At 68.9% G+C, this 21282-nt stretch carries 22 protein-coding genes and 1 tRNA gene; 12 read left to right on the top strand and 11 right to left on the bottom strand.

The window, feature by feature from the left end; all coding sequences use genetic code 11:
- Positions 1 to 97: 97 nt before the first annotated feature.
- Genes ACT54X_RS18960 through ACT54X_RS18945 form a run of 4 tightly spaced genes read left to right on the top strand, consistent with a single transcriptional unit; the run spans position 98 to position 4178 of the window.
- The gene (locus tag ACT54X_RS18960; protein ID WP_354320481.1) at positions 98 to 1456 is read left to right on the top strand and encodes an NAD(P)/FAD-dependent oxidoreductase; all 1359 of its coding nucleotides are present in this window, start codon (positions 98 to 100) and stop codon (positions 1454 to 1456) included.
- The gene (locus tag ACT54X_RS18955; protein ID WP_354320482.1) at positions 1453 to 2592 is read left to right on the top strand and encodes a chorismate transformation FkbO/Hyg5 family protein; all 1140 of its coding nucleotides are present in this window, start codon (positions 1453 to 1455) and stop codon (positions 2590 to 2592) included. Before ACT54X_RS18960 ends, ACT54X_RS18955 begins: the two co-directional genes overlap by 4 nt.
- A 39-nt stretch (positions 2593 to 2631) precedes the next feature.
- Positions 2632 to 3435 carry a lysophospholipid acyltransferase family protein gene (locus ACT54X_RS18950; RefSeq protein WP_476347852.1) on the top strand — a complete coding sequence of 268 codons (804 nt, stop codon included), beginning with the start codon at positions 2632 to 2634 and terminating at the stop codon, positions 3433 to 3435.
- The gene (locus ACT54X_RS18945) at positions 3402 to 4178 is read left to right on the top strand and encodes a glycosyltransferase family 2 protein (RefSeq protein ID WP_476347850.1); all 777 of its coding nucleotides are present in this window, start codon (positions 3402 to 3404) and stop codon (positions 4176 to 4178) included. The genes ACT54X_RS18950 and ACT54X_RS18945 overlap by 34 nt, the downstream gene beginning before the upstream one ends.
- Before the next feature lie 2 nt (positions 4179 to 4180).
- On the opposite strand, the gene ACT54X_RS18940 is transcribed toward ACT54X_RS18945, so the two are convergent.
- The 4 genes from ACT54X_RS18940 to ACT54X_RS18925 all read right to left on the bottom strand — a co-directional run bounded on the left by ACT54X_RS18940 (position 4181) and on the right by ACT54X_RS18925 (position 6551).
- A complete protein-coding gene (locus ACT54X_RS18940) occupies positions 4181 to 4657 on the bottom strand; it encodes a GAF domain-containing protein (RefSeq protein ID WP_294365607.1) in 477 nt (158 codons plus the stop codon).
- A 68-nt stretch (positions 4658 to 4725) separates the two neighbouring features.
- Positions 4726 to 5217 (bottom strand): lipocalin family protein, encoded by a 492-nt coding sequence (locus ACT54X_RS18935; RefSeq protein ID WP_476347848.1) that lies wholly within the window; start codon positions 5215 to 5217, stop codon positions 4726 to 4728.
- Positions 5218 to 5554: 337 nt separating this feature from the next.
- Positions 5555 to 6088, bottom strand: coding sequence for a polyhydroxyalkanoate synthesis repressor PhaR (gene phaR / locus ACT54X_RS18930; RefSeq protein WP_294365604.1), 534 nt, complete (start codon positions 6086 to 6088; stop codon positions 5555 to 5557).
- 103 nt (positions 6089 to 6191) lie between these two features.
- Positions 6192 to 6551, bottom strand: a complete 360-nt coding sequence (locus ACT54X_RS18925) for a hypothetical protein (protein WP_476347846.1) — start codon at positions 6549 to 6551, stop codon at positions 6192 to 6194.
- A 252-nt stretch (positions 6552 to 6803) separates the two neighbouring features.
- Between ACT54X_RS18925 and ACT54X_RS18920 the strand changes: the two genes are divergently transcribed.
- Positions 6804 to 6880: transfer RNA gene (locus ACT54X_RS18920), tRNA-Val, on the top strand.
- 169 nt (positions 6881 to 7049) lie between these two features.
- Here the strand turns inward: ACT54X_RS18920 and ACT54X_RS18915 are convergent.
- A complete protein-coding gene (locus tag ACT54X_RS18915; protein ID WP_234191853.1) occupies positions 7050 to 9182 on the bottom strand; it encodes a RelA/SpoT family protein in 2133 nt (710 codons plus the stop codon).
- Between the two features lie 97 nt (positions 9183 to 9279).
- Positions 9280 to 10236, bottom strand: coding sequence for an alpha/beta fold hydrolase (locus tag ACT54X_RS18910; RefSeq protein WP_476347844.1), 957 nt, complete (start codon positions 10234 to 10236; stop codon positions 9280 to 9282).
- Positions 10237 to 10301: 65 nt separating this feature from the next.
- On the opposite strand from ACT54X_RS18910, the gene ACT54X_RS18905 reads away from it, so the two are divergent.
- On the top strand, positions 10302 to 11075 hold the full coding sequence (locus ACT54X_RS18905; RefSeq protein WP_294365961.1) for a 3-hydroxybutyrate dehydrogenase: 774 nt from the start codon (positions 10302 to 10304) through the stop codon (positions 11073 to 11075).
- 35 nt (positions 11076 to 11110) lie between these two features.
- Here ACT54X_RS18905 and ACT54X_RS18900 read toward each other — a convergent pair whose 3' ends face one another.
- Positions 11111 to 11746 carry an SIMPL domain-containing protein gene (locus ACT54X_RS18900; protein WP_294365959.1) on the bottom strand — a complete coding sequence of 212 codons (636 nt, stop codon included), beginning with the start codon at positions 11744 to 11746 and terminating at the stop codon, positions 11111 to 11113.
- Positions 11747 to 11878: 132 nt separating this feature from the next.
- A complete protein-coding gene (locus ACT54X_RS18895) occupies positions 11879 to 12232 on the bottom strand; it encodes a hypothetical protein (RefSeq protein ID WP_294365598.1) in 354 nt (117 codons plus the stop codon).
- Between the two features lie 164 nt (positions 12233 to 12396).
- Between ACT54X_RS18895 and ompR the strand changes: the two genes are divergently transcribed.
- The 3 genes from ompR to ACT54X_RS18880 all read left to right on the top strand — a co-directional run bounded on the left by ompR (position 12397) and on the right by ACT54X_RS18880 (position 15589).
- Positions 12397 to 13128 (top strand): osmolarity response regulator transcription factor OmpR, encoded by a 732-nt coding sequence (ompR, locus tag ACT54X_RS18890; protein ID WP_017759953.1) that lies wholly within the window; start codon positions 12397 to 12399, stop codon positions 13126 to 13128.
- 92 nt (positions 13129 to 13220) lie between these two features.
- Positions 13221 to 14633, top strand: coding sequence for a sensor histidine kinase (locus tag ACT54X_RS18885; RefSeq protein ID WP_234191850.1), 1413 nt, complete (start codon positions 13221 to 13223; stop codon positions 14631 to 14633).
- Positions 14630 to 15589, top strand: coding sequence for an aldo/keto reductase (locus tag ACT54X_RS18880; RefSeq protein ID WP_476347841.1), 960 nt, complete (start codon positions 14630 to 14632; stop codon positions 15587 to 15589). Before ACT54X_RS18885 ends, ACT54X_RS18880 begins: the two co-directional genes overlap by 4 nt.
- A gap of 25 nt (positions 15590 to 15614) precedes the next feature.
- Here ACT54X_RS18880 and ACT54X_RS18875 read toward each other — a convergent pair whose 3' ends face one another.
- A complete protein-coding gene (locus ACT54X_RS18875) occupies positions 15615 to 16415 on the bottom strand; it encodes a helix-turn-helix transcriptional regulator (RefSeq protein ID WP_294365593.1) in 801 nt (266 codons plus the stop codon).
- 93 nt (positions 16416 to 16508) lie between these two features.
- Between ACT54X_RS18875 and ACT54X_RS18870 the strand changes: the two genes are divergently transcribed.
- The 3 genes from ACT54X_RS18870 to ACT54X_RS18860 all read left to right on the top strand — a co-directional run bounded on the left by ACT54X_RS18870 (position 16509) and on the right by ACT54X_RS18860 (position 19890).
- Complete coding sequence (locus ACT54X_RS18870) at positions 16509 to 16985, top strand: DUF3237 domain-containing protein (RefSeq protein ID WP_476348036.1); 477 nt, start codon at positions 16509 to 16511, stop codon at positions 16983 to 16985.
- Between the two features lie 190 nt (positions 16986 to 17175).
- Complete coding sequence (locus tag ACT54X_RS18865; protein ID WP_294365592.1) at positions 17176 to 18165, top strand: Bug family tripartite tricarboxylate transporter substrate binding protein; 990 nt, start codon at positions 17176 to 17178, stop codon at positions 18163 to 18165.
- A gap of 3 nt (positions 18166 to 18168) precedes the next feature.
- Positions 18169 to 19890, top strand: coding sequence for a tannase/feruloyl esterase family alpha/beta hydrolase (locus ACT54X_RS18860; RefSeq protein ID WP_476347839.1), 1722 nt, complete (start codon positions 18169 to 18171; stop codon positions 19888 to 19890).
- Here ACT54X_RS18860 and ispF read toward each other — a convergent pair.
- Both ispF and ispD read right to left on the bottom strand, forming a co-directional pair.
- Positions 19877 to 20428, bottom strand: coding sequence for a 2-C-methyl-D-erythritol 2,4-cyclodiphosphate synthase (gene ispF / locus ACT54X_RS18855; RefSeq protein ID WP_476347837.1), 552 nt, complete (start codon positions 20426 to 20428; stop codon positions 19877 to 19879). The two genes, ACT54X_RS18860 and ispF, sit on opposite strands and share 14 nt — an antisense overlap.
- Positions 20425 to 21150 carry a 2-C-methyl-D-erythritol 4-phosphate cytidylyltransferase gene (ispD, locus tag ACT54X_RS18850; RefSeq protein ID WP_114804735.1) on the bottom strand — a complete coding sequence of 242 codons (726 nt, stop codon included), beginning with the start codon at positions 21148 to 21150 and terminating at the stop codon, positions 20425 to 20427. The genes ispF and ispD overlap by 4 nt, the downstream gene beginning before the upstream one ends.
- Between the last annotated feature and the right edge of the window lie 132 nt (positions 21151 to 21282).

Raw genomic sequence — 21282 nt, 5'->3', positions numbered from 1 at the left:
TGTCTGTCGTTACGGGTGGGCAATTTTACCGTCCGCAACGAAGCTTCCCCTCGGCGGGACGGCATACTCCGCCTTTTTCACAATCCTCCACCGTCCCATGACCCCCGATTCCTCCAGCGCCGGCATGTCGACCCCAGACTCGGACAGCTGCGATGTCTTCGTGATCGGCGGCGGCCCGGCCGGGGCCACGGCCGCCGCGTTGCTGGCGCGCCAGGGCCGGCGGGTGGTGATGGCCGAGAAGGCGCATCACCCGCGCTTCCACATCGGCGAATCCCTGCTGCCTGCCAATGTGGAGCTGTTCGACCGGCTGGGCGTTCGCGAGCAGGTCGAGCGCGTCGGCATGGCCAAGTGGGGCGCCGAGTTCGTCTCGCAGGAGCACGGACGCAGTGTCCGCCTCGGCTTTGGCGAGGGATGGGACAAGAAGCTCACCCACGCTTGGCAGGTTCGCCGGTCCGACCTGGATGAGATCCTGTTCCGCCATGCGGCGAAGGAAGGCGCGACCGCACTCGAAGGCTGCCGGGTACGCGAGGTCGCCTTCGACGATCAGGGCGCGACCATCCATGCAACGCTCGACGACGGCAGTTCGCGCCAGTGGCGCGCGCGCTTCGTGGTCGACGCCTCCGGCCGCGACACCTTCATGGCCAACCGCCTGAAGTCCAAGCTCAAGAACCCGCGCCACAACAGTTCGGCTCTGTTCGGCCACTTCCGCAACGCGTGGCGGGCAGAAGGCATGTACGAGGGCTACATCACCATCTTCTGGTTCAAGCACGGCTGGTTCTGGTACATCCCGCTGGCGGACGGCACGGTGAGCGTGGGCGCAGTGTGCTGGCCCTATTACCTGAAGTCGCGCGACAAGCCACTCAAGGAGTTCTTCGCCGACACCATCGCCATGAGCCCCGAGCTTGCCGAGCGGCTCAAGGGCGCGGAACTGGTCGACGACGCGGTATATGCCACCGGCAACTATTCCTACAGCGGCACACATTGCACCGGCCAGCGCTACCTGATGCTGGGCGATGCCTTCGCCTTCATCGATCCGGTGTTCTCGTCGGGTGTGTACCTGGCCATGCACAGTGCCTTCGAGGGTGCCGAACTCGTGGCCACCACGCTGGACCAGCCCAGCCGCGCCCCCGCCGCGCGGCGCGCCTTCGAGCGGTACATGCGCAAGGGCCCGAAGGAGTTCTCCTGGTTCATCTTCCGCGTCACCAACCCGACGATGCGCGAGTTCTTCATGTACCCGCAGAACCCCTTCCGCGTGAAGGAGGCGCTGATGTCGCTGCTCGCGGGGGACATCCACAACGGCACGCCGATCTGGCGCTCGCTGCGCATCCTCAAGACCATCTACTACGCGGTGTCCGCGGCCAATCCACGGCGAACCTGGCATGCCTGGCAGCGGCGCCGGCGCAACATCCGAGACCTGGGACCGCTGGCCGGCGAGAACGTGCTCGAGCGGCAATGAGTGCAGCCTCGCCCATCACCACCGGCGCCCGCGCCGCGGACGCTGCCGCCGTCGTACCCGCTTCGACCTTTCAGCGCTGGCCCCTGAGCGATGCCGCCCGGGTCGAATCCGGACGCATCCTGGGTGGACTGGTCTATGGCTGGATGGAGGACGGCGCGGCGCTGCCTGACGGCCTGACTGCAGTGCCGGCCCCGATGCTTGTGCAGCAGCAGGTGCGCGCCGATGTGTGGCTTGCCAGCGGGCCGGTCGAGGCCGGCCAGACCGGCAATGTGCGCTGGCGCCACGACGGCCGGCACCTGTTCGGCGCCATCGACCTGCCGGAAGACGGCTCCGGCCTGGAGGCGCTTGCCCGGCGGGCCTATGGCGACCTCTTCGCCTGCCTCGCCCGGACGGGCTTTGCCCATTTGCACAGGCTCTGGAACTACCTGCCGCGCATCAACGAGGATGGCGGCGGGCTGGAACGGTACCGCCAGTTCAATGCCGGGCGGCAGCAGGCATTCCTCGATGCCGGCCAGGCCGCGTTCGAAGGCGCCCCCGCAGCCTGCGCGCTCGGCCTGCACAGGGGTGGCCTGATCCTGCGCTTCCTCGCCGCCAGGGTGCCGCCACAGCCCATCGAGAACCCGCGCCAGACGCCAGCCTGGCGCTACCCGGCCGACTACGGCCCACGCGCGCCGACCTTCTCGCGGGCGGCCGTGGTGTGCCAGCCTGACGGAACGAAGCATCTGTTCGTCTCGGGCACGGCCAGCATCGTCGGCCATGCGACCGTCCATGTGGACGACCTGCAGGCCCAACTCGAAGAGACACTGCGCAACCTCGACGCCGTGCTGGCCGAGGCGAACCACCACGGTGGCGGCGGATTCACCCTTGGCGGGAGCGACGCCGTGGTTTACGTCCGCCGTCCCGAGGACGCGCCGGTGCTGCGCGACCAGTTGGCCGCGGCATTGGGCGCGCAGAGTCCTTTCCTCCGTCGCGCACTGTTCCTGCACGCTGACATCTGCCGTCGCGATCTGCTGCTAGAAATCGAAACCCACATGAGCATTGCCGACCGTCCTGCAGCCGCTGTCGCGCCGCCTCCCGAGGCCGCCGAAACGCGCCGCACCACGTCGCTCCCGGATCTGGATGACCTCACGCGCTGACCGCCACCGCCCCCAACCTCGCCTGGATTGCGCGCAGCCATGAGGCCGATCCTGCGGTTCGCCAAGGCGGTTCTTCTTGCGCCGCCGCTCTACCTGCTGCTGTTGGGGCTGGGGCTCATGTCGCTGGCGTGGAACCTGGTGGCCATGGTGCTCTATCCCTTGGTGCCGGCCGGAAGAGGCCGTGACGTCGGTCGCGCAGCCATCGCGCATGGCTACCGCCTGTTCTGGACCGTGGCCTGCGCCTGCGGAATGATGCGCATCGATGCCCGTTGCCTGTCCGCCCTGCGCGATGAGCAAGGGCTCGTGATCATCGCCAACCATCCGACGATGCTCGATGCCCTGCTGCTGGTAGCGCACCTGCCGCACAGCGCCTGCATCATGAAGGCGTCGCTGATGAGGAACGTGTTCCTGGGCGCCGGCGCCCGGCTGGCACGCTACATCCGCAATGACTCGGCCCGCACCATGGTGCGGCTGGCTGTCGACGACCTGCGCGATGGCGGGCAACTCGTCGTCTTTCCTGAGGGCACCCGCACGACCGGCGGGCGGCTCAACGCCTTCCGCCCTGGCGTCACCCTGATCGCACGGCTCGCGCAGGCGCCGATCCAGACCGTGTTCATCGACACCGACTCGCCCTACCTCGGCAAGGGCTGGCCGATCTGGCGGGTTCCCCCGCTGCCCATCGTGTTCCACCTGCGGCTGGGCGAACGCTTTGCACCGATGGCGGACAGCAACGCCCTCACGGCACGCCTCGAACAATACTTCCAACAACATCTGACGCCCGGGCACGCGCCCGAGGCGGTCGCTGCCGAATGCCAGAGTCCTCGCGCACCCACCTTGTCCTGATCCCCAGCTACAACACCGGACCGAAAGTCTTCGAGACGGTGCGCGAAGCCCGGGCCCAGTGGAACCCCGTGTGGGTGGTGGTGGACGGCAGCACCGACGGCACGGCCGAGCAACTCCAGCAGATGGCGCGGGCGGACGCCGGCCTGCGCGTGTGGGTGCTGCCCCAGAACCGGGGCAAGGGCGCCGCCGTGATGCAGGGTCTGCGAACCGCCGCCGCCGAAGGGTTCACGCACGCGCTCACGATGGATTCCGACGGGCAGCATCCTTCGGCGCTCATCCCCGCGTTCATGGCAGCGTCGATCCAGCGGCCGGAGACGATGGTGCTCGGCCGGCCGGTGTTCGACGCCAGTGCCCCGCTGCTGCGTGTGCGCGGGCGCCGTGTCTCCAACGGATGGACACAGCTGGAGACCCTGTTCGCCGGGATCGGCGACTCGCTGTATGGCTTCCGGGTCTACCCCATCGACGACCTGCTCGCGATCATGGACCGGCAACGCTGGATGCGGCGCTTTGACTTCGACACCGAGGCGGTGGTCCGGCTGGCCTGGCGCGGCGTGAAGCCAGTCAACATCGACGCGCCCGTCAAGTACCTGAGCGCCGACGAAGGCGGCGTCTCCCATTTCCGTTATGGCCGCGACAACGTGCTGCTGACGTGGATGCACACGCGGCTGATGATCGAGTTCGTCCTGCGCCTGCCTTCCCTGGCCTGGCGACGTCTGCGGGGAGCGCCACCCTTCCAGCGCTGAATTCAGGCCGCGGGCAGTGCGATGCCCGCCGAGCGGGACCGCAGGAAGGCGGGGATCACCCGTGCGACGCGCTGCATCATGGCGAATTCGCCGTCGCTCAATTCTTTGCTGTCCTGATCGAAGTGGCACAGCGAGCCGAAGAGCTGGCCGGCGTCGTCCAGCACCGGGACGCCGTGATAGCTCAGCAACACGCCTTGGTAGACATGGCCGTCGAGGCGACGGTCAGCGCCGGTGTCTCCACTTTGGAAGCCGCCGTCGCGCAGCACGTACTGGCAGAAGCTGTCCTTGAAGGGCACCGCGGCCAGATGCTCGGGCCGCGCTTCACCCGCCTTGTCCACCAGCGCAAGGTTGCGCATGAGGTCGCCCTCGAAGCGGTAGACGCCGGTATAGCGGTGGGGAACACGGGCGTTCAGCTCGCGCAGAGCCGCTTCGAGGCCCTCGATCTGGCAGACACGCACGAACCACTGGATCTCGTTCATCAGGACACTTTCGCAGAAGGTGCGATTGTCGTGGAGCCCGCCGCGGGCCCACCAGGGTGAGCGGACATTCAGGGCTCGGGCCACCGCTGCGGCACGCGCCGCAGCTTGGTGGTGTCGTAGCCCAGCGACCGCAGACGGGCGCCGGCCGCGTCGTAGCGTTGTTCCGGGATGGCGGGTTGCCTCGCCATGATCCAGGCGTAGTCCCGGGCGCTGCGACCGATGATGGTCAGCGAATAGGCCGGGTCCACGTCGACGATCACGTACTCGGCCTTGATCGGCCAGATGAACTGCATCCCCCAGACGGCATTGCCCGTGCCTTCCACCACGGTACCCACCGGGTTCATCGTCCGCAGAGGCCCGTCGAAGGCACCCTCGCGGTACCGAAAGCGCGTGCGGATGCGGCCCTCGTCGTCCAGCCGGTAGGACTCGACGGCGTTGTAGGCATCGCGCTCGGGCGGGGTGGGGATGTTGCCGATGACATACCAATCGCCCATGAATCGGCGCAGGTCGACCGCTGCCTCGCGTTCGATGGTGGGGGTGGAGACCGCGCATCCGGACACTGCGGATCCAGCGAGCACGACGCCGCCCACGATCAAGGATCGGCGCGAGAGGGAAACCGAGGACGATGCAGGTCTCACGATGGCATTCCAGACGTGGGTAGAGGTACGAGAAAGTACCTCAGCGGCTTTGAGGGCAACGTCGGACAAGAACGACAGCGCTGTGCATGGTCGACCAGCTACCCGAGCGGGTCACCGCGCTTGCGGACGAACAGCGGGAAGGCGCGCTGAAGCAGCGGGCAGCGGGCACTCGTGGGCGCCGCCGGCCTCTAGGCAGGCTTGAAGCGGGCCAGGGTAGTTGGTAGGCGATGCGCGCACCCTGCCCGCGCAGCCCGAGCCTTCAGGGACGCTTGAGGCCGAAGGCGCCAAGCACCTGGTCTGCGTTCTTCTGCATCTGCTCCTGCATCTGCTGGAAGGCGGATTTGGACTGTTCGACGTAGCTTCCCATCAACCCCTGAAGCACGGGCGACTGCATCGTCATGAAGCGGGACCACATCTCGGGCGTGAAGCTCTGGGCCTTGTCGGCCATCTGGGTCTGCACCTCGACCATGGCCTGGATGTTCTTCTCGAGGTAGGGCGCCATGAAGCCCTGCATGGCGTGGCCGTAGAAGCGGATGATGCTGGCCAGCACCTGCTCGGTGAACATTGGCGCGCCACCGGCCTCTTCTTCCAGGATGATCTGCAGAAGGATGCTGCGGGTGATGTCTTCGCCCGTCTTGGCATCGCGGACCACGAAGGTCGCCTGGTCCATCACCAGTTGCTTGACGTCCGCAAGTGTGATGTAGGCCGAAGAGTCGGTGTCGTAGAGCCTGCGGTTCGGGTACTTCTTGATCACCCGTTCAGACGACTTGGCCGCCGCCTTTTTGCCCTGCACTGGAGATTCCTTCAAACCACACACCTCGCATTCCACGAGCAACCCATTCTAGGGAGGCGACTGGAAGCGCATTCCAAGGTTTACCCTGCCCAGCCGCCAAGCCTCAGGGATTGGGGTACTCGGCACCGCAACTGCTGCAGCGTGCGAGTTCATGGCCCTCCTCCATGCGCTGGAACGAGAGAGGCGTGCGCGTGCTGGCGAAAACCCAGCATCGCGGGCAATGCTCGCGGCCTTCCATCGGCAGGTAGGAGCGGGCACGCTGCTGGACGCGCTCCCGGGTCACCAGCACACCCATGCCTTCGGCGCGCGCCACGTCCTGCGCCGCCATCGTGCCGACGCGCCCACTGGCCCGGTCATTGATGCCATAGACGGCACGAGCAAATTCCAGCGGGGCCTGATGCAGCAGCATGGCAATGCGGCGCCGCGAAGCAAGGTCATCAGGAAGGACGGAAGTCGAGTTCATCAGGATTCCCCGAAGGCGCAAAGTGATTGTTATGTGCGAGCCAAGTTATCACACGCCGCAACCAATTGCATCTGACGTTCAGCCAGGAAGGTCAGCCGGCGTGCTGCCTGAAGACAGGGCGAACCGACATCGAGGCGAAGGAATGATTCGACGGCTTGCGGCCCAGCGAGTCGGACTGTTTCCGCAAGATTCGGCAGGGGGCTTCCCAACTCCGAAAGTACCGTGCTATACTCTACCCTCTCGAACAAACACAGGCGCGTAGCTCAGCTGGTTAGAGCACCACCTTGACATGGTGGGGGTCGTTGGTTCGAGTCCAATCGCGCCTACCAAACGCCGTGTGTCAACCAGGCACACACCAAAAATAGCCCCGAAAGGGGCTATTTTTTTGCCTGTTCGTGGGTTACGCAAGGCAAAGAATTCCATTCGTCGAACGACTTTGCCTTGGAACGAGCAGCACGGAAAGCCGGAGGCTCCGCGCGCCGCCCCTTGGGCGAAAGCTCAGCGGCGCCGGGCCGAGCGCACGCCAGACACCGAGGCCACGATGCCCAGCACGTGGGTCAGCCGCGCTGCATCGGCGATCTCGATGGTGAAGGTCATCCAGGCCGTCCCCCGCACCGACTGGGTCTGGACGCCGATCACGTTCATCTTCTCGCGCGCGAAGACGTCCGAGATGTCGCGGAGCAATCCCTGGCGGTCGGCCGCCTCCACCGCCACGTCCACGGCATAGACCATGTCGCTGCCGCTCCGTGGCGTTCCCCATTCCACGTCGATCACGCGGCCGGCGTCCTTCGCCGCCATCATCCTGAAGTTGCTGCAGTCCGCGCGGTGCACGCTCACGCCGTGGCCGCGTGTCACGAAACCCCGGATCGCATCTGGCGGCGCAGGTCGGCAGCACTTGGCCAGCTGAGTCATGAGCGAGGAGACGCCCACCACCAGCACGCCGCCCTTGCCGGAACCATCGGTGGCCCGGGGCTTGCGGATGAGCGGCGCTTCGTCGGCCGCGGGCTGAGCCTCCTGCGGTCGCAACAGGTTCTCGATGTTGCGCAGGGAGAACTCGTCCTTGCCCACCACTTCGAACAGATGGTCGGCGCTGCGAAAGCCCAGCTGGGTGGCCAGGTCCTCCAGGCGCAATGCCGTCTTGCCCTCGCGCTGAAGCAGCTTCTCGACCGCCTCGCGACCCCGCGCCACGGTCTCGTGCGTGGCCTGGGCATTGAACCAGGCACGCACCTTCGCACGCGCCCGATGGCTGGCGAGATAACCGAGATCGGTGTTGAGCCAGTCACGCGAGGGCCCGCCTTCCTTCGTGGCGATCACCTCGACGGTCTGGCCGTTCTGCAGCGGCGTGTTGAGCGGCACCATGGCGCCGTCCACGCGCGCGCCCCGGCACCGGTGGCCCAGCTGCGTGTGCACCGTGTACGCGAAATCCACTGGTGTGGAGCCCTGGGGCAGCTCCACGATGGCGGCATCGGGCGTCAGCACGTAGATGCGGTCGTCGAAGAGGCCGCTGCCCTGGTCACCACCGGACAGGTCGCGCTCCCAGGCCAGCAACTGCCGCAGCACCGCGATCTTCGCGTCGTACTCGCCGCCGGCCCACACACCGGCATAGCCCTTGGGGCCGGCTTCCTTGTAGGCCCAGTGCGCCGCCACGCCGTGCTCGGCATGCTCGTGCATCTGCGCGGTGCGGATCTGGATCTCGATGGGCTTGTCGGGCCGGCCGCCCGCCACGTCGCGCACCACCGTGTGCAGTGACTGGTAGCCATTGGGCTTGGGCCGGGCGATGTAGTCGTCGAACTCCTCCACGATCGGCTGGAAGTGCGAATGCACCCAGGCCAGCACCGCATAGCAGTCCTTCACGTCACCCACGATCACGCGCAGGGCCAGGATGTCGAACACCTGGCCGAAGTCGAGCGACTTACCGCGCATCTTCTTGACGATGCTGTAGATGTTCTTGGGCCGACCCTGCACCTTCGCCTCGATGCCCTGGCTGGCAAGGTCCCGCTCGAGCCGCGCGCGCAGTTGCTCGACATAGACCTCGCGCTCCGCCCGCTTCTCATCGAGCAGCTGGGCAATCAGCTTGTAGGTGTCCGGCTCCAGGAAACGGAAAGAGAGGTCCTCGATCTCCCACTTGACCTGCCAGATGCCGAGCCGGTTGGCCAGCGGCGCGAACACCTGGAGCGACTCGCGCGCCATGCTCTCGGGCACCGGCTGCTTGACGGCCGCCGCATGCCGAAGCGTCTGCAGCCGCGAGGCCAGGCGCAGCATCACCACCCGCAGGTCCCGCGAGAAGGCGAGCAGCATCTTGCGCACCGTCTCGGTCTGCGCGCCGCTGCCGTCGGCCATCTGCACGACGCCGCGCGTCTGCTTCTGGACCTGGACCAGCTTGGTCGTCTCCAGCGCGAGGGAGGCGTAGTTGTCGCCGAAGACCTTGGAAATGACCTCGTGCGGCCGGTTGAGGTGCGGGCAGGCGTAGACGAGATAGCTGGCTGCCTGCATGGCCTCGGAGCCGCCCATCGAGGCCACGATGGCGGCTACCGCATCGGCGTGCGCCAGCGTGTTCTCGCCGGTGTCGAGCGTCTCGCCCTCGATCAGCGGTGCTGCGAAGGCGCGGGCGCGGGCCAGCATGTCCTCCATGCCCGGCGCCACCTGGGCAGTGGCGGCGGACAGGGCATGTTCAACGACGGCTGGCTCTGACACTGACAACTCTCAATCGCAAATTCTGGATGTGCACTCAACGCGCGAACAGGAAGGACGCCACGACGGACGACTGCGCCGGATCGACCAGCGTGGGCGCATGCCCGACGTTGGCGAACTCGACGAGCGAAGCCCTGGGCCCCCGCTGCGTCATCGCCTGCGCCGTGCTGCGCGACAGCAGATCGGAATCCGCGCCGCGCAGCAGCAAGGTCGGCGCCGTCACGGCATCGTAGGCCGCCCACACCACCGCTTCGCCCTGCGCCGCCTGCTCGCGCGTCAGCGCCCGCAGGCCCACGGACAAGGCCGGGTCGTAATGCAGCCGGTAAGGGCCGACATCGGTGCTGCCCTGCGTCGGCGCCTGCCGTTGCCGGCCGTCGGCGCTGCGTTCGCTGGCCGGGACCAGCATCGGCACCGTCAGCGCACGCCACTGCTCGGGGGTGTGCGGACCGAAGCCCGTGGAGATCCCGAGCAGCACCTGCGCCGCCTCTTCGACCGTGGCATAGACGCCGCCCTGCCCCACGTAGCCCGAAATGCGGGCGATCGCATCGAATTCAACCGCCGGACCGACATCGTTGAGCACGAGGCGCCGCACAGGCACGGGCGCCAAGGTTGGCTGGGCGGCCAGGAAGATGCCGATGAGGCCGCCCATGCTGGTGCCGACATGGTCAAACTGCACGATCGGCGCGCGCGCATGCAGGTGCGCGAGCAGCGCCATCATGTCGGCGACGTACTGCGGGAACTGGTAGTGCGCTGGCTCCGCCAGCCAGTCACTTCGACCGCGGCCCACGACGTCCGGGCAAACGATGCGCACCGGCTGCGGCGCCTGGGCCATCAGCACTTTCGCCAGCGCGTCGAAGTCCCGCCCCTGGCGCGTGAGTCCATGCACGCACAGCACCACATGGCTGGCCTGCGGGTCACCCCACTGCCAATAGGCCATGCGATGACCCCCGCCCGCATCCGCGCAGTCCACGAAATCAAGGATGGGCTCTGTCATGCAAACGTCTCCGTGGCGCTGGCGATATGCTCGCGTCCATCCTAATTGATCGCGGAGAACAGCCCATCATGCTTCAAGGCAAAACAGCGCTCGTCACAGGCTCGACCAGCGGCATCGGACTCGGCATCGCCAGGGCGCTGGCACAGCAGGGCGCCAACCTCGTGCTCAACGGCTTCGGCGACGCGGATGGCGCGCTGGCCGAGATCCGCGCCCTCGGGGTGAAGGCCGAGTACCACGGCGCCGACATGAGCAAGGCCAGCCAGATCGAGGACATGATGGCCTTTGCGGCGAGCAAGTTCGGCCGCGTGGACGTGCTGGTCAACAACGCCGGGATCCAGCATGTGGCGAAGGTCGAGGACTTCCCGCCCGAGAAGTGGGACGCGATCATCGCCATCAACCTCAGCAGCGCCTTCCACACCACCCGGCTGGCCATCCCGGCCATGCGCGAAGCCAACTGGGGGCGCATCGTCAACATCGCCTCGGCGCATGGCCTGGTTGCCTCGGCGCAAAAGTCGGCCTACGTGGCGGCCAAGCACGGCATCGTGGGGCTGACCAAGGCCGTGGCGCTGGAGACCGCGACCACCGGCGTGACCTGCAATGCCATCTGCCCCGGCTGGGTGCTGACGCCCCTGGTGCAAAAGCAGATCGATGATCGTGCCGCACGCGAAGGCATCACGGTCGAGAAGGCGAACAACGACCTGCTGGGCGAGAAGCAGCCCTCGCTTCAGTTCACCACCGTCGAGCAGTTGGGCGGCCTGGCGGTCTTCCTGTGCTCGCCTGCGGCAGACCAGGTGCGGGGCGTGGCGTGGGCCATGGATGGGGGCTGGACGGCGCAATAGTCCTGCCCGTGGCGCCGCCGGAAGCGCCGTGTTCCCTACTTCAGCTGCACCGACCCGGACACATTGACCGTCACGGTGGTCTTGCCCGCCTCCACGGGCACGGGTGCGGCATCCGCCTTGAAGGCCATTGCCTCGGCCGCCATCATGCGCGGCCGAGCCGTGAAGTCCTGCGGACCATTGACCGACACCTGCCGCAGCGTGTAGCCGGAGAAGCCGAAGTTCTGTGCCAACGCGGCTGCCTTCTGGCGGAAGCTTTCGATGGCGCGGGCCTGCGCTTCGGCCTCGACCTTGCGTGTCTGCTCCCGGCTGAGGCTGAACCCAACGTTCGCCACGGTCAGGCTGTCGATGCGGCCAGCCACCTGTGTGATTCGGGGAAAGTCGCGACCCTCCAGCACCACCTCGGCGCTCCCCTGCCAACCGTTGATCTTGCCCTCACGGCTGTAGCGCGGCGATAGGCTGAAGTTGCCCGTGCGCACGTCCAGTTCACCGGGCTGCGCCTGCGTCCGCGCTGCGGCAAGCGCCGCATCCACGGCCGCCTTCAACTGGCCCTGGACTGCGGCGGCCGAGGTTCCGTCGCGCGTGGTCGACAGCGTCATCGTCAACATGTCCTGCTGGGCATCGACGGAGCCCGATGCCGACAGCTGGAGCACGTTCTGCGGGGGCGACCACATCGGGCCCTCTTGAGCCAGCACGGGCAGCGAAAGGACGGCGAAAGCCACGGGGGCGGCAACGCGGAGCAGGGGGCGAAGGATGGTCAAGCAGTTCCTCTTTGGGATGGGTTGAAGACGGACGCGCGGCACCGGTCAGTGCCGCGGGTCGCGCCAGGGAAAGGGAAGGTTCCAGCCGCGTCGCGGCGGAGAACCATCGGCGCGTGCCGCAGCGGGATCGGCGCCACCGCCGTCGGCCGGGTGCCGGGCATTCCATTCGCTGCGAAGCTGCTCGCGCAGCTCGGCGCGCTGCGCTGGCGACAGCTGCCGCATGGCAGCCTCGGTGGCGGCATCCTCCTGCGGCATCGCCCGCTGGTGCGCGGCCTGCGCCTGCCAGCGAGGGCCTTCGGCGGCCCACGCGGCGGGCACCAACGTGGCGCCGGCCGCGGCCATGACCACCGCCAGGCCGAAGCCGGGGGTGGATCGCAGGAAGCAGCACGCAGTCGTCATGGCCCGTACTCTGCCACCGCTTCAATGCGAGAACTTTGCTGTCACGCGAGCGGGCGCAAGTTGTGTAACGTCGTGTCATCCGGAGCGATGGGGTCGAAGAATCGGTGAACTCGACCTCCACAATCGGCTCTGTTACAAATCTGCTCCCGAGGAATGTCGTACCTATGACTCAAAACCAGACCCGTACCGACAAGATCGTGATCGTCGACGACGACGCCCGCATCCGCGACTTGCTGCGCCGCTACCTGACGCAGGAAGGTTTCGAGGTGATCGTGGCCGAGGACAGCAAGGCGCTCAACCGCATCCTGCTGCGCGACACGGTCGACCTCATCGTCCTCGATCTGATGATGCCGGGCGAGGACGGCCTGTCGGTATGCCGTCGGCTTCGTGCGGCCAACGACCGCACACCCATCATCATGCTCACCGCCAAGGGCGAGGACGTGGACCGCATCGTGGGCCTGGAGGTGGGTGCCGACGACTACCTCGGCAAGCCCTTCAACCCGCGCGAACTGCTGGCCCGTGTGCATGCCGTGCTGCGCCGCCGGCCGCCGCAGGAGGCGCCCGGCGCACCATCTTCCGAGAACGAGATGGTGTCCTTCGGCCCCTTCGAGTTCGACCTGGGCTCGCGCACGCTGCGCAAGGACGGCGAGGAACTGTCGCTGACGACCGGCGAGTTCGCCATGCTCAAGGCGCTGGTGCGCCACCCGCGGCAGCCGCTGTCGCGCGAGAAGCTGGCCCAACTGGCCCGCGGCCGCGAGTTCGAGCCCTTCGACCGCAGCCTCGATGTGCAGATCTCGCGTCTGCGCAAGCTCATCGAGTCCGATGCCGCCGCACCGCGCTACATCCAGACCGTCTGGGGCGTGGGCTACGTCTTCGTGCCGGACGGCAACGCCTGACCGTGCCCCCTGCGGCCCCAGCCAGCCCCGCTTCGGGGCGGGCGCTTCCCCCGCCCGATTCCATCCAGGGCACCCTGCCCTCCCCGCTCGAGATGTCCGAGCGGGTGCGCGCGCAGACGCGCTTCCGCCTCGGCTTCAGCCTGTTCTGGCGCACCTTCTTCCTGCTGGTGCTGCTGCTGCTCGGCTGCATCTATGGCTGGCTGCAGACCTTCCGCGCCTTCGAGGACGAACCTCGGACGGTCCAGACCGCGCACCAGATCGCCTCGCTCGTCAACCTGACGCGCGCGGCGCTGGTCTATTCCGACGCCATCACCCGCGTCTCCCTGATCAAGACGCTGGCCGACCAGGAGGGCGTGCGCATCGTTCCGCGCGAGCCGCGCGACCGCTACGAGGGCTACACCGACCGCGCGCTCGACCGCCGCGTGCGCGACGAGCTGATCCGCCGCCTCGGCGAAGGCACCACCATCGCGAGCGAGGTCAACGGCGAGCCGGGGCTGTGGATCGGCTTCGGGATCGACGGCGACCAGTACTGGCTGCTGCTCGACCCGGCGCGCTTCTCGCGCGTCGGCGGCCGGACCTGGCTGGCCTGGTTCATCACCGCCGGCATGATGTCGCTGGCGGGCTCGGCGCTGATCACGCGGCTGATCAACCGGCCGCTCAAGCAGCTGTCGCGGGCGACGACCCAGGTGCGCGAAGGCGAGTACGAGGCCCATCGCCTCGACGAGCACGCCCGCACCAACGAGATCCGGGCCGTCAACATCGGCTTCAACCGCATGGCCGACCAGCTCGCCAAGATCGAGCAGGACCGCGCCGTGATGCTGGCCGGCATCTCCCACGACCTGCGCACGCCGCTCGCCCGCCTGCGGCTGGAGACCGAGATGAGCGTGGCCGACGAGGACGCCCGTGCCCACATGGCGGCCGACATCGCGCAGCTCGACGGCATCATCGACAAGTTCCTCGACTATGCGCGGCCCGACCATGTGCGGCTGCAGCCGCTGCGGCTGCGCGACGTGGTGGCCGACAGCGTGTTCCCGGTGCGCGACCAGGACGATGTCGAGATCCAGATCAACGTGCCCGACGACGCCATGGTCATGGCCGACGAGGTGGAGCTCAAGCGCGTGCTGTCGAACCTGCTGGAGAACGCGCGCCGCTATGGCCGCACGCCCGGCATGAACGTCACGCAGATCGACATCCAGGCGCAGACCCAGCCGACGGCGGTGCTCATCAAGGTGCGCGACCACGGGCCCGGCGTGGCGCCGGTGATGCTCGCGCAGCTGACCAAGCCCTTCTTCCGCGGAGACACGGCGCGCACCTCCGCGGCGGGTGCGGGCCTGGGCCTGTCGATCGTGGCCAAGAACATCGAGCGCATGGGGGGCACCTTCGCCCTCACCAGCACCCCGGGTCGCGGCTTCGCGGCCCATATCCGGCTGCTGCGTGCCCAGGGCACGCCGGCGGCCGCCAGCGACCGGCGCCCCGCGCCTCCTTCTTCCACTGTCCAGACATGAACTTGCGCCCACTCGGCCATTCCGGCCTCCAGGTCTCCCCGCTCGCCTTCGGCGGCAACGTCTTCGGCTGGACCGTGGACGAGGCCACCTCCTTCCGCCTGCTCGACGCCTGGGTCGACGCCGGCTTCAACTTCATCGACACAGCGGACGTCTATTCGATCTGGGCGCCGGGCCACACCGGCGGCGAGTCGGAGACCATCATCGGCAAGTGGCTGCGCGCTACCGGCAAGCGCGACCGCATCGTGCTGGCCACCAAGGTCGGCAAGCCCATGGGCGAGGGCAAGAAGGGCCTGTCGCCGCGCTACATCCGCGAGGCGGTGGAGGCATCGCTGCGTCGGCTGCAGTGCGACTGCATCGACCTGTACCAGTCGCACGACGACGACGCCGAGACGCCCTTCGAGGACACGCTCGGCGCCTATGCCGAGCTGATCAAGGCAGGCAAGGTGCGTGCCATCGGTGCCTCCAACCATACGGCACCGCGGCTGGCCGAGGCGCTGGCCGTCTCTGAACGCCTGGGCCTGCCGCGCTACGAGAGCCTGCAGCCGCTCTACAACCTCTACGACCGCGCCGTGTACGAGGCAGAACTGGAACCGCTGTGCCAGTCGCAGCAACTCGGCGTCATCAACTTCTTCGCGCTGGCGATGGGCTTCCTGACGGGCAAGTACCGCAGCGCGGCCGATGCCTCACGCAGCACGCGCGGCGAGCGTGCCGTGGCGGCCTACCTCAACGACCGCGGCCGGCGCATCCTCGCGGCCCTGGACGAGGTGGCAGCCGAGACCGGCGCCAAGCCTGGCCAGGTCGCGCTTGCCTGGCAGATTGCCCGGCCGTCGATCACGGCGCCCATCGCCAGCGCGACCTCGCTGGACCAGCTGCAGGAGCTGGTGGCCGCGGCGCAGCTCAAGCTGGACCCGACCCAGATCGCCCGGCTCGACGCCGCCAGCGCCGAGCAGGCCTGAACGGACGAGGGCGTGGGCGCGGCGCTCAGCGCGCTGCGACGGCGCCCTCGCCCGCCTCCAGCATCAGGGCGAAGAGTTCGCTCCTGAAATGGATGCCCAGTCGCGCAAAGGCCCGGTTGCGATAGGTCTTGACGGTCGGCAGCGCCAGCCCGAGGTCGGCGGCGATGCCTTCCTGGGTCATGCCACGCAACAGGCGGAGGCAAACCTCCAGCTCCCGCGACGTCAGCTCGGGGCAATGGGCCAGCAGCCGCTGCGCCTGCCCGGCTGACTCCTGCGGCGGCGACGCCAGCACCACATGCTTGCGCGCCAGGGCCATCAACAGGGCCCCGGCCTCGCCGAAATCGGCCAGTTGCCCATCGGCCAGGGGCCGCTGCCCTTCGTGCCGATAGAAGTTGACGGCAAAGAGCGCACCGTCGGCCGACGGCTCGCGCTCCACCACCGACACCCGTTCGCGCACGCCATGCGCGTCGTACACCTTGGCCCGGTGCTCGGGGGGCACCTCGCCGGCCGTGATGTGGCACATGCGCAGCGGCGCGGTCTCGCCGTCGCGGAAGGTGCGGTCGTGTTGAACGGGGCCCGACAGGTAGGCCCGCCAGCAGTCGCGCGTGGTGTCGGGCACGCCCAGGCTGCCGCTGATGAAGATGGCGGGCCGGGCCCCGGTGCGGTAGATGGAGAAGGAGGCGACCGGCAGCGTCGCCGCCACCGCTTGCAGCAGCCGCGGGCCGAAGGCCGCGTCGCCCAGCGCTGGCACCACCTCGGGCATGCGCGCCGCCAGCAGCGCATGGGCGCTCTCGCCAGCAGGCAGGGCGGGGCTCCAGGTTCTCATGGCAGGCGGGACAGCGGCGGCATTGGGGGAAGTCCGTCATCTTCTGGGATGACGAGGCGCCGCCGCCACGGGACTTACGCTAGACAAATGATGATGTCCGACAACGATCCCCTGTCCCCGCCCTCCCTGGCGCACTTCGCCGACGTGGCGGTGGACGTGGGCCAGCCGCTGGTGCTCGGCCGTGGCGCGCAGGGTCTGCGCAGGGTGGTGCCGATCCTTGGCGGCACCGCCCGCGGTGATGGCTGGACAGCGCGGGTGCTGCCCGGCGGCGCCGACTTCCAGCTCTTCGCCAGCGAGGGCTGCTCGGTGCTCGATGCGCGCTACGGCATGGAGACCGACGCCGGCGACCTGATCTACGTGCAGAACCATGCCGTGCGTGCCGCCGCGCCCGAGGTGATGGCGCGGCTGATGCGCGGCGAGCCGGTGCAGCCGTCGGAGGTGTACTTCCGCTGCACGCCCAGCTTCGAGACCGATTCGCCCACCCTGCGATGGATCACCGAGCGGCTGTTCGTCGGCTGCGGCGTGCGCCATCCCTCGCAGGTCGCCATGCGCTTCTTCGTGCTGACGTGAACCACCCCCCATGCCGCTTCGCGGCTCCCCCCTCTCTTGCGCCTTCGGCTTGGAGGGGGGCGCACCCCGCGGCCTGGCCGAGCCAGTTCCGCGGCTGCCCTGGACTGGCCTGCTCGACACGCTCGCGTCGCAGCATTGGCTTCGCCGCCGCCCTCCCGCCCTCACCCAGAACACTTCCAAGGAGACTCCCATGACCCGATTCCGCACGTCCTTCCGCCTGCTCGCCGCCACGGCCGCACTGGCCGCCGCCTGGACCGGCGCCCAAGCCCAGACTGGCGCCTACCCCAGCCGGCCGGTGCGGCTGATCGTGGGGTTCCCGGCCGGCACCGGCCCGGACATCGTCGCGCGCCTGCTGGCCCAGAAGCTCTCCGAGGGCTGGAACGGCGTCGGCGTGGTGGTGGACAACAAGCCCGGCGCCGGCGGCACCATCGCCGCCAGCGAGGCCGCGCGCGCCCAACCCGACGGCTACACCATCATGCTCGGCGAGACAGGCCAGCTCTCCATCGCGCCCAGCAGCTACACCAAGCTGCCCTACGACCCGAAGAAGGATTTCGCGCCCGTGAGCCAGGTGGTCACCAGCAACTTCATGCTGGTGGTCAACCCGCAGAAGGTGCCGGCGCGCGACGTCAAGCAGTTCGTCGAATGGAGCCGGCAGCAGAAGGGCCTGTTCATGGGCACCTTCGGCGCCGGCACGCCGGGCCACTTCGGCGCCTACATCTTCGGCGACGCCATCGGCGTGAAGCCTGAGGCGGTGCACTACCGCAACACCGGCGACGCGCTGGCCGGCCTGATGAGCGGCGACGTGTCCGGCGCCTTCGCCAGCGTCGGCCTGGCCGCGCCCAACGTCAAGGCGGGCAAGCTGGTGGCCCTGGCCGCCAGCGGCGAGACCCGCGCCGCGCTGCTGCCCGACGTGCCCACCTTCAAGGAACAGGGCTACGGCCAGTTGGTGTTCCAGTCCTGGTTCGGCATCGTGGCGCCCAGCCGCACGCCGCCCGAGGTGCTGGCCAAGCTGGAAGCCGACATCCGCCGCGCCATGCAGTCCGCCGACGGCAAGCAGCGCATGGAAGACGCCGGCTTCAGCGTGACCGGCACCACGGCCAAGGAGTTCGGCAACATCATCGCGGCCGACACCGTGACCTGGGGCAAGGCTGTGCAGGCGACCGGCTTCAAGGCGGACTGAGCCGTGCGCCGCACTGTTGGATTCGGCCTGGCCGCCGCAGGCGCCGCCGCGCTGCTGAGCGCCTGCAGCAGCCCAGGCGACGCACCGCCCGCGGCGCAAGCCGCGACCACGCCGCTGGCCTGTGCCCAACTCGCGCGGGCCGTGCCGCCCGGCGGCCGGCTCACGCTGACTGAGGAAGTCGCCGCCGGCACCATCAACCTCACTGGCATCCAGCCCGGCGCCCCCGGCTCCGCCGCGCCGGTGCCAGCCCACTGCCATGTGCAGGGCAGGATCGCCGAGCGCACCGGCCTGGACGGCAAGCCCTACGCCATCGGCTTCGACCTGCGCCTGCCGGCCCAGTGGAACGGCCGCTTCTTCTTCCAGGGCGGCGGCGGCACCGACGGCGTGCTGCGCGATGCCATCGGCGTGCTCACCGGCGGCGGCAACACCAGCAATGCGCTGATGCAGGGCTATGCGGTGGTCTTCACCGACACCGGCCACCTCAACGAACCCGGCCCCAGCGGCCCCTACCAGTTCGGGCTGGACCCACAGGCCCGTGCCGACAACGGCTACAACTCGATGGCGCAGACGGCGCGCGTGGCCAAGACGCTGATCCGCGCACACTACGGCCAGGCGCCGCAGCGCTCGTACTTCGTGGGCTGCTCCAACGGCGGGCGGCAGGCCATGATGATGACGCAGCGTTATCCGGAGATGTTCGACGGCGTCATCGCCTCCGCGCCGGCCTACCGCGTGCCGCTGGCCTCGGTGCAGGCGGTGTACGACACGCAGCTCTATGCCCGTGCCGCCGCCGAGCAGGCACCGCCCGGCCCCGACGGCCGGCCGGTGCTGTCCAAGGCCTTCTCGCCAGGCGACATGAAGTTGCTCACGCGCGAAGTGCTGCGCCAATGCGATGCACTGGACGGCCTCGCCGACGGCATGGTCAACAACTGGCCGGCCTGCCAGTTCAAGCCCGAGGTGCTGCGTTGCACCGGCGCCAAGACGGACGCCTGCCTGGGCCCGGCGCAGGTCGAGGCGCTGCAGCGCTCCTTCGCCGGCGCGCGCGATGCGCAGGGCAAGCCCATCTATTCGGACTGGGTGTTCGACGCCGGCCTGCATTCGGCCGACTGGACGCGCTGGAAGTTCGGCGATGCCACCAGCGGCCCGGCCAATGCCCGCAACCTCACGCTGATGACCGGCGGGCTGGCCATGTTCTTCACCACGCCGCCCACCGTGACGAGCGACTTCTGGGCCTATGCGATGGGCTTCGACCCGCAGCGCGACACGGCCAAGGTCCATGCCACCGACGGCGCCTTCCGCGAGTCCGCCATGCGCATGGTGGCGGCCGACTCGCCCGACGTGGACGCCTATGCCCGCCATGGCGGCAAGATCCTGTTATTCCATGGCGTGAGCGACCCGGTGTTCTCGGTGACCGACACCGTGCGCTACCTCGGCCAGCTGCGACAGCGCTACGGCACAGCCACCGACGGCATGGCCCGGCTGTTCACCGTGCCCAACATGGCCCACTGCAGCGGCGGTCCGGCCACCGACCAGTACGACGGCCTGACGGCGCTGGTGAACTGGGTCGAGAAGGGCAAGCCGCCCGAGCGCATCGTGGCCCGCGCCCGGCCCGAGAACCCGGACGTGACCTGGCCCGGCCGCACGCGCCCGCTGTGCGCCTACCCGAAGCAGGCGCGCTACAACGGCAGCGGCAGCATCGAAGACGCGGCGAACTTCAGCTGCCGCTGATCCCGGCAGTCGTGGCTGGCGCGCGGTAGAGCATCACCGCCGCGCGCGCCTCCATCGCCCGGCCCTCGCCCACCGGGCCCAGCTTCTCGGCCGTCTTGGCCTTCACGTTCACCTGGCCCAGGGCCAGCGCCAGCACCTCGGCGATGCGCGCGCACATGGCCGGGATGTGCGGCGCCAGCTTGGGCGCCTGGGCCACGATGGTGCTGTCCACATTGCCGATGGCCCAGCCGCGCTCGCGCACGCGCCGGGCGGCCTCGGCCAGCAGCACGGTCGAATCGGCGCCGCGGAACTGCGGGTCCGTGTCCGGAAAGTGCCGGCCGATGTCGCCCAGCGCCGCCGCGCCCAGCAGCGCGTCGGTGATGGCATGCAGCAGCACGTCGGCGTCGGAATGGCCCAGGAGGCCGACGGTGTGGGGCACCTCCACGCCGCCCAGGATGAGCTTGCGGCCGGCGGCGAGCTGGTGCACGTCCCAGCCCTCGCCGATGCGGAAGGGAAAGTCGGAGTCGGCGGCGTGGGTCATCGGATGGGTGCTCGTCATGGCATGGCCGTGCCGCTGCGGGCCACCAGCACCGCTGCCGCCACGGCAAAGTCTTCGGGAAAGGTCACCTTGAAGTTCTGGGCGCTGCCCGGCACCAGCCGCGGCGTCAGGCCCAGGCCTTCGATGGCGCTGGATTCGTCGGTGACCGCGTCGCCCATGCGCGCCAGCGCTTCCTGCAGCAGGCCGATGCGAAACATCTGGGGCGTCTGGGCCAGCCACTTGTCGGCGCGGGTCACGGTGCCGGCCACGCGGCCGTCGGCCGTGGCGGCCTTGAGCGTGTCCGGCAGCGGCAGCGCCAGCAGGCCGCCGACGGCGTCGTGCTCGCAGGCGCCGATGAGCGCATCGACCTGCGTGGGCTGCAGCAGGCAGCGGGCGGCGTCGTGCACCAGCACCCAGTCGTGCGGCAGGGCGCCGGCCTGCTCGCGCAGGGCGCCCAGGCCCTGGGCCACGCTCTGCGCGCGCGTGGCGCCGCCGGCGCGCAGCAGCCATTCGCCGGGGCCCGGAAAGCCCGGCAGCACCTGCGCGATGCGCTCGTCCTGCGGCGCCACCACCAGCGCGATGGCCGCCAGCCGGTCGCCCAGGGCACGGAAGACGTCCAGCGTGTGCGCCACCAGCGGCCGTCCTGCCAGCGGCTCGTACTGCTTGGGGCCGGCGGCGCCGGAGCGGGAGCCCGTCCCGGCGCAGGGGATGAGCACGAACAGGCGCGGCGGCGGCAAGGGCATGGGCGAGGCGGGCGGGAACGGGACGGGCAACAGTGGGATGGGGCGCCGCAGGCACGGCACGTGGACAAGCTCAGCGCGAACCGGATGGGGGGAGTCGACCGGTTCTGCGCGGACGGAACGGCGACCGGGCCG

Source organism: Pseudacidovorax sp. DMC4, assembly GCF_056314265.1.
This window is presented reverse-complemented; position numbering and strand designations above follow the sequence as displayed.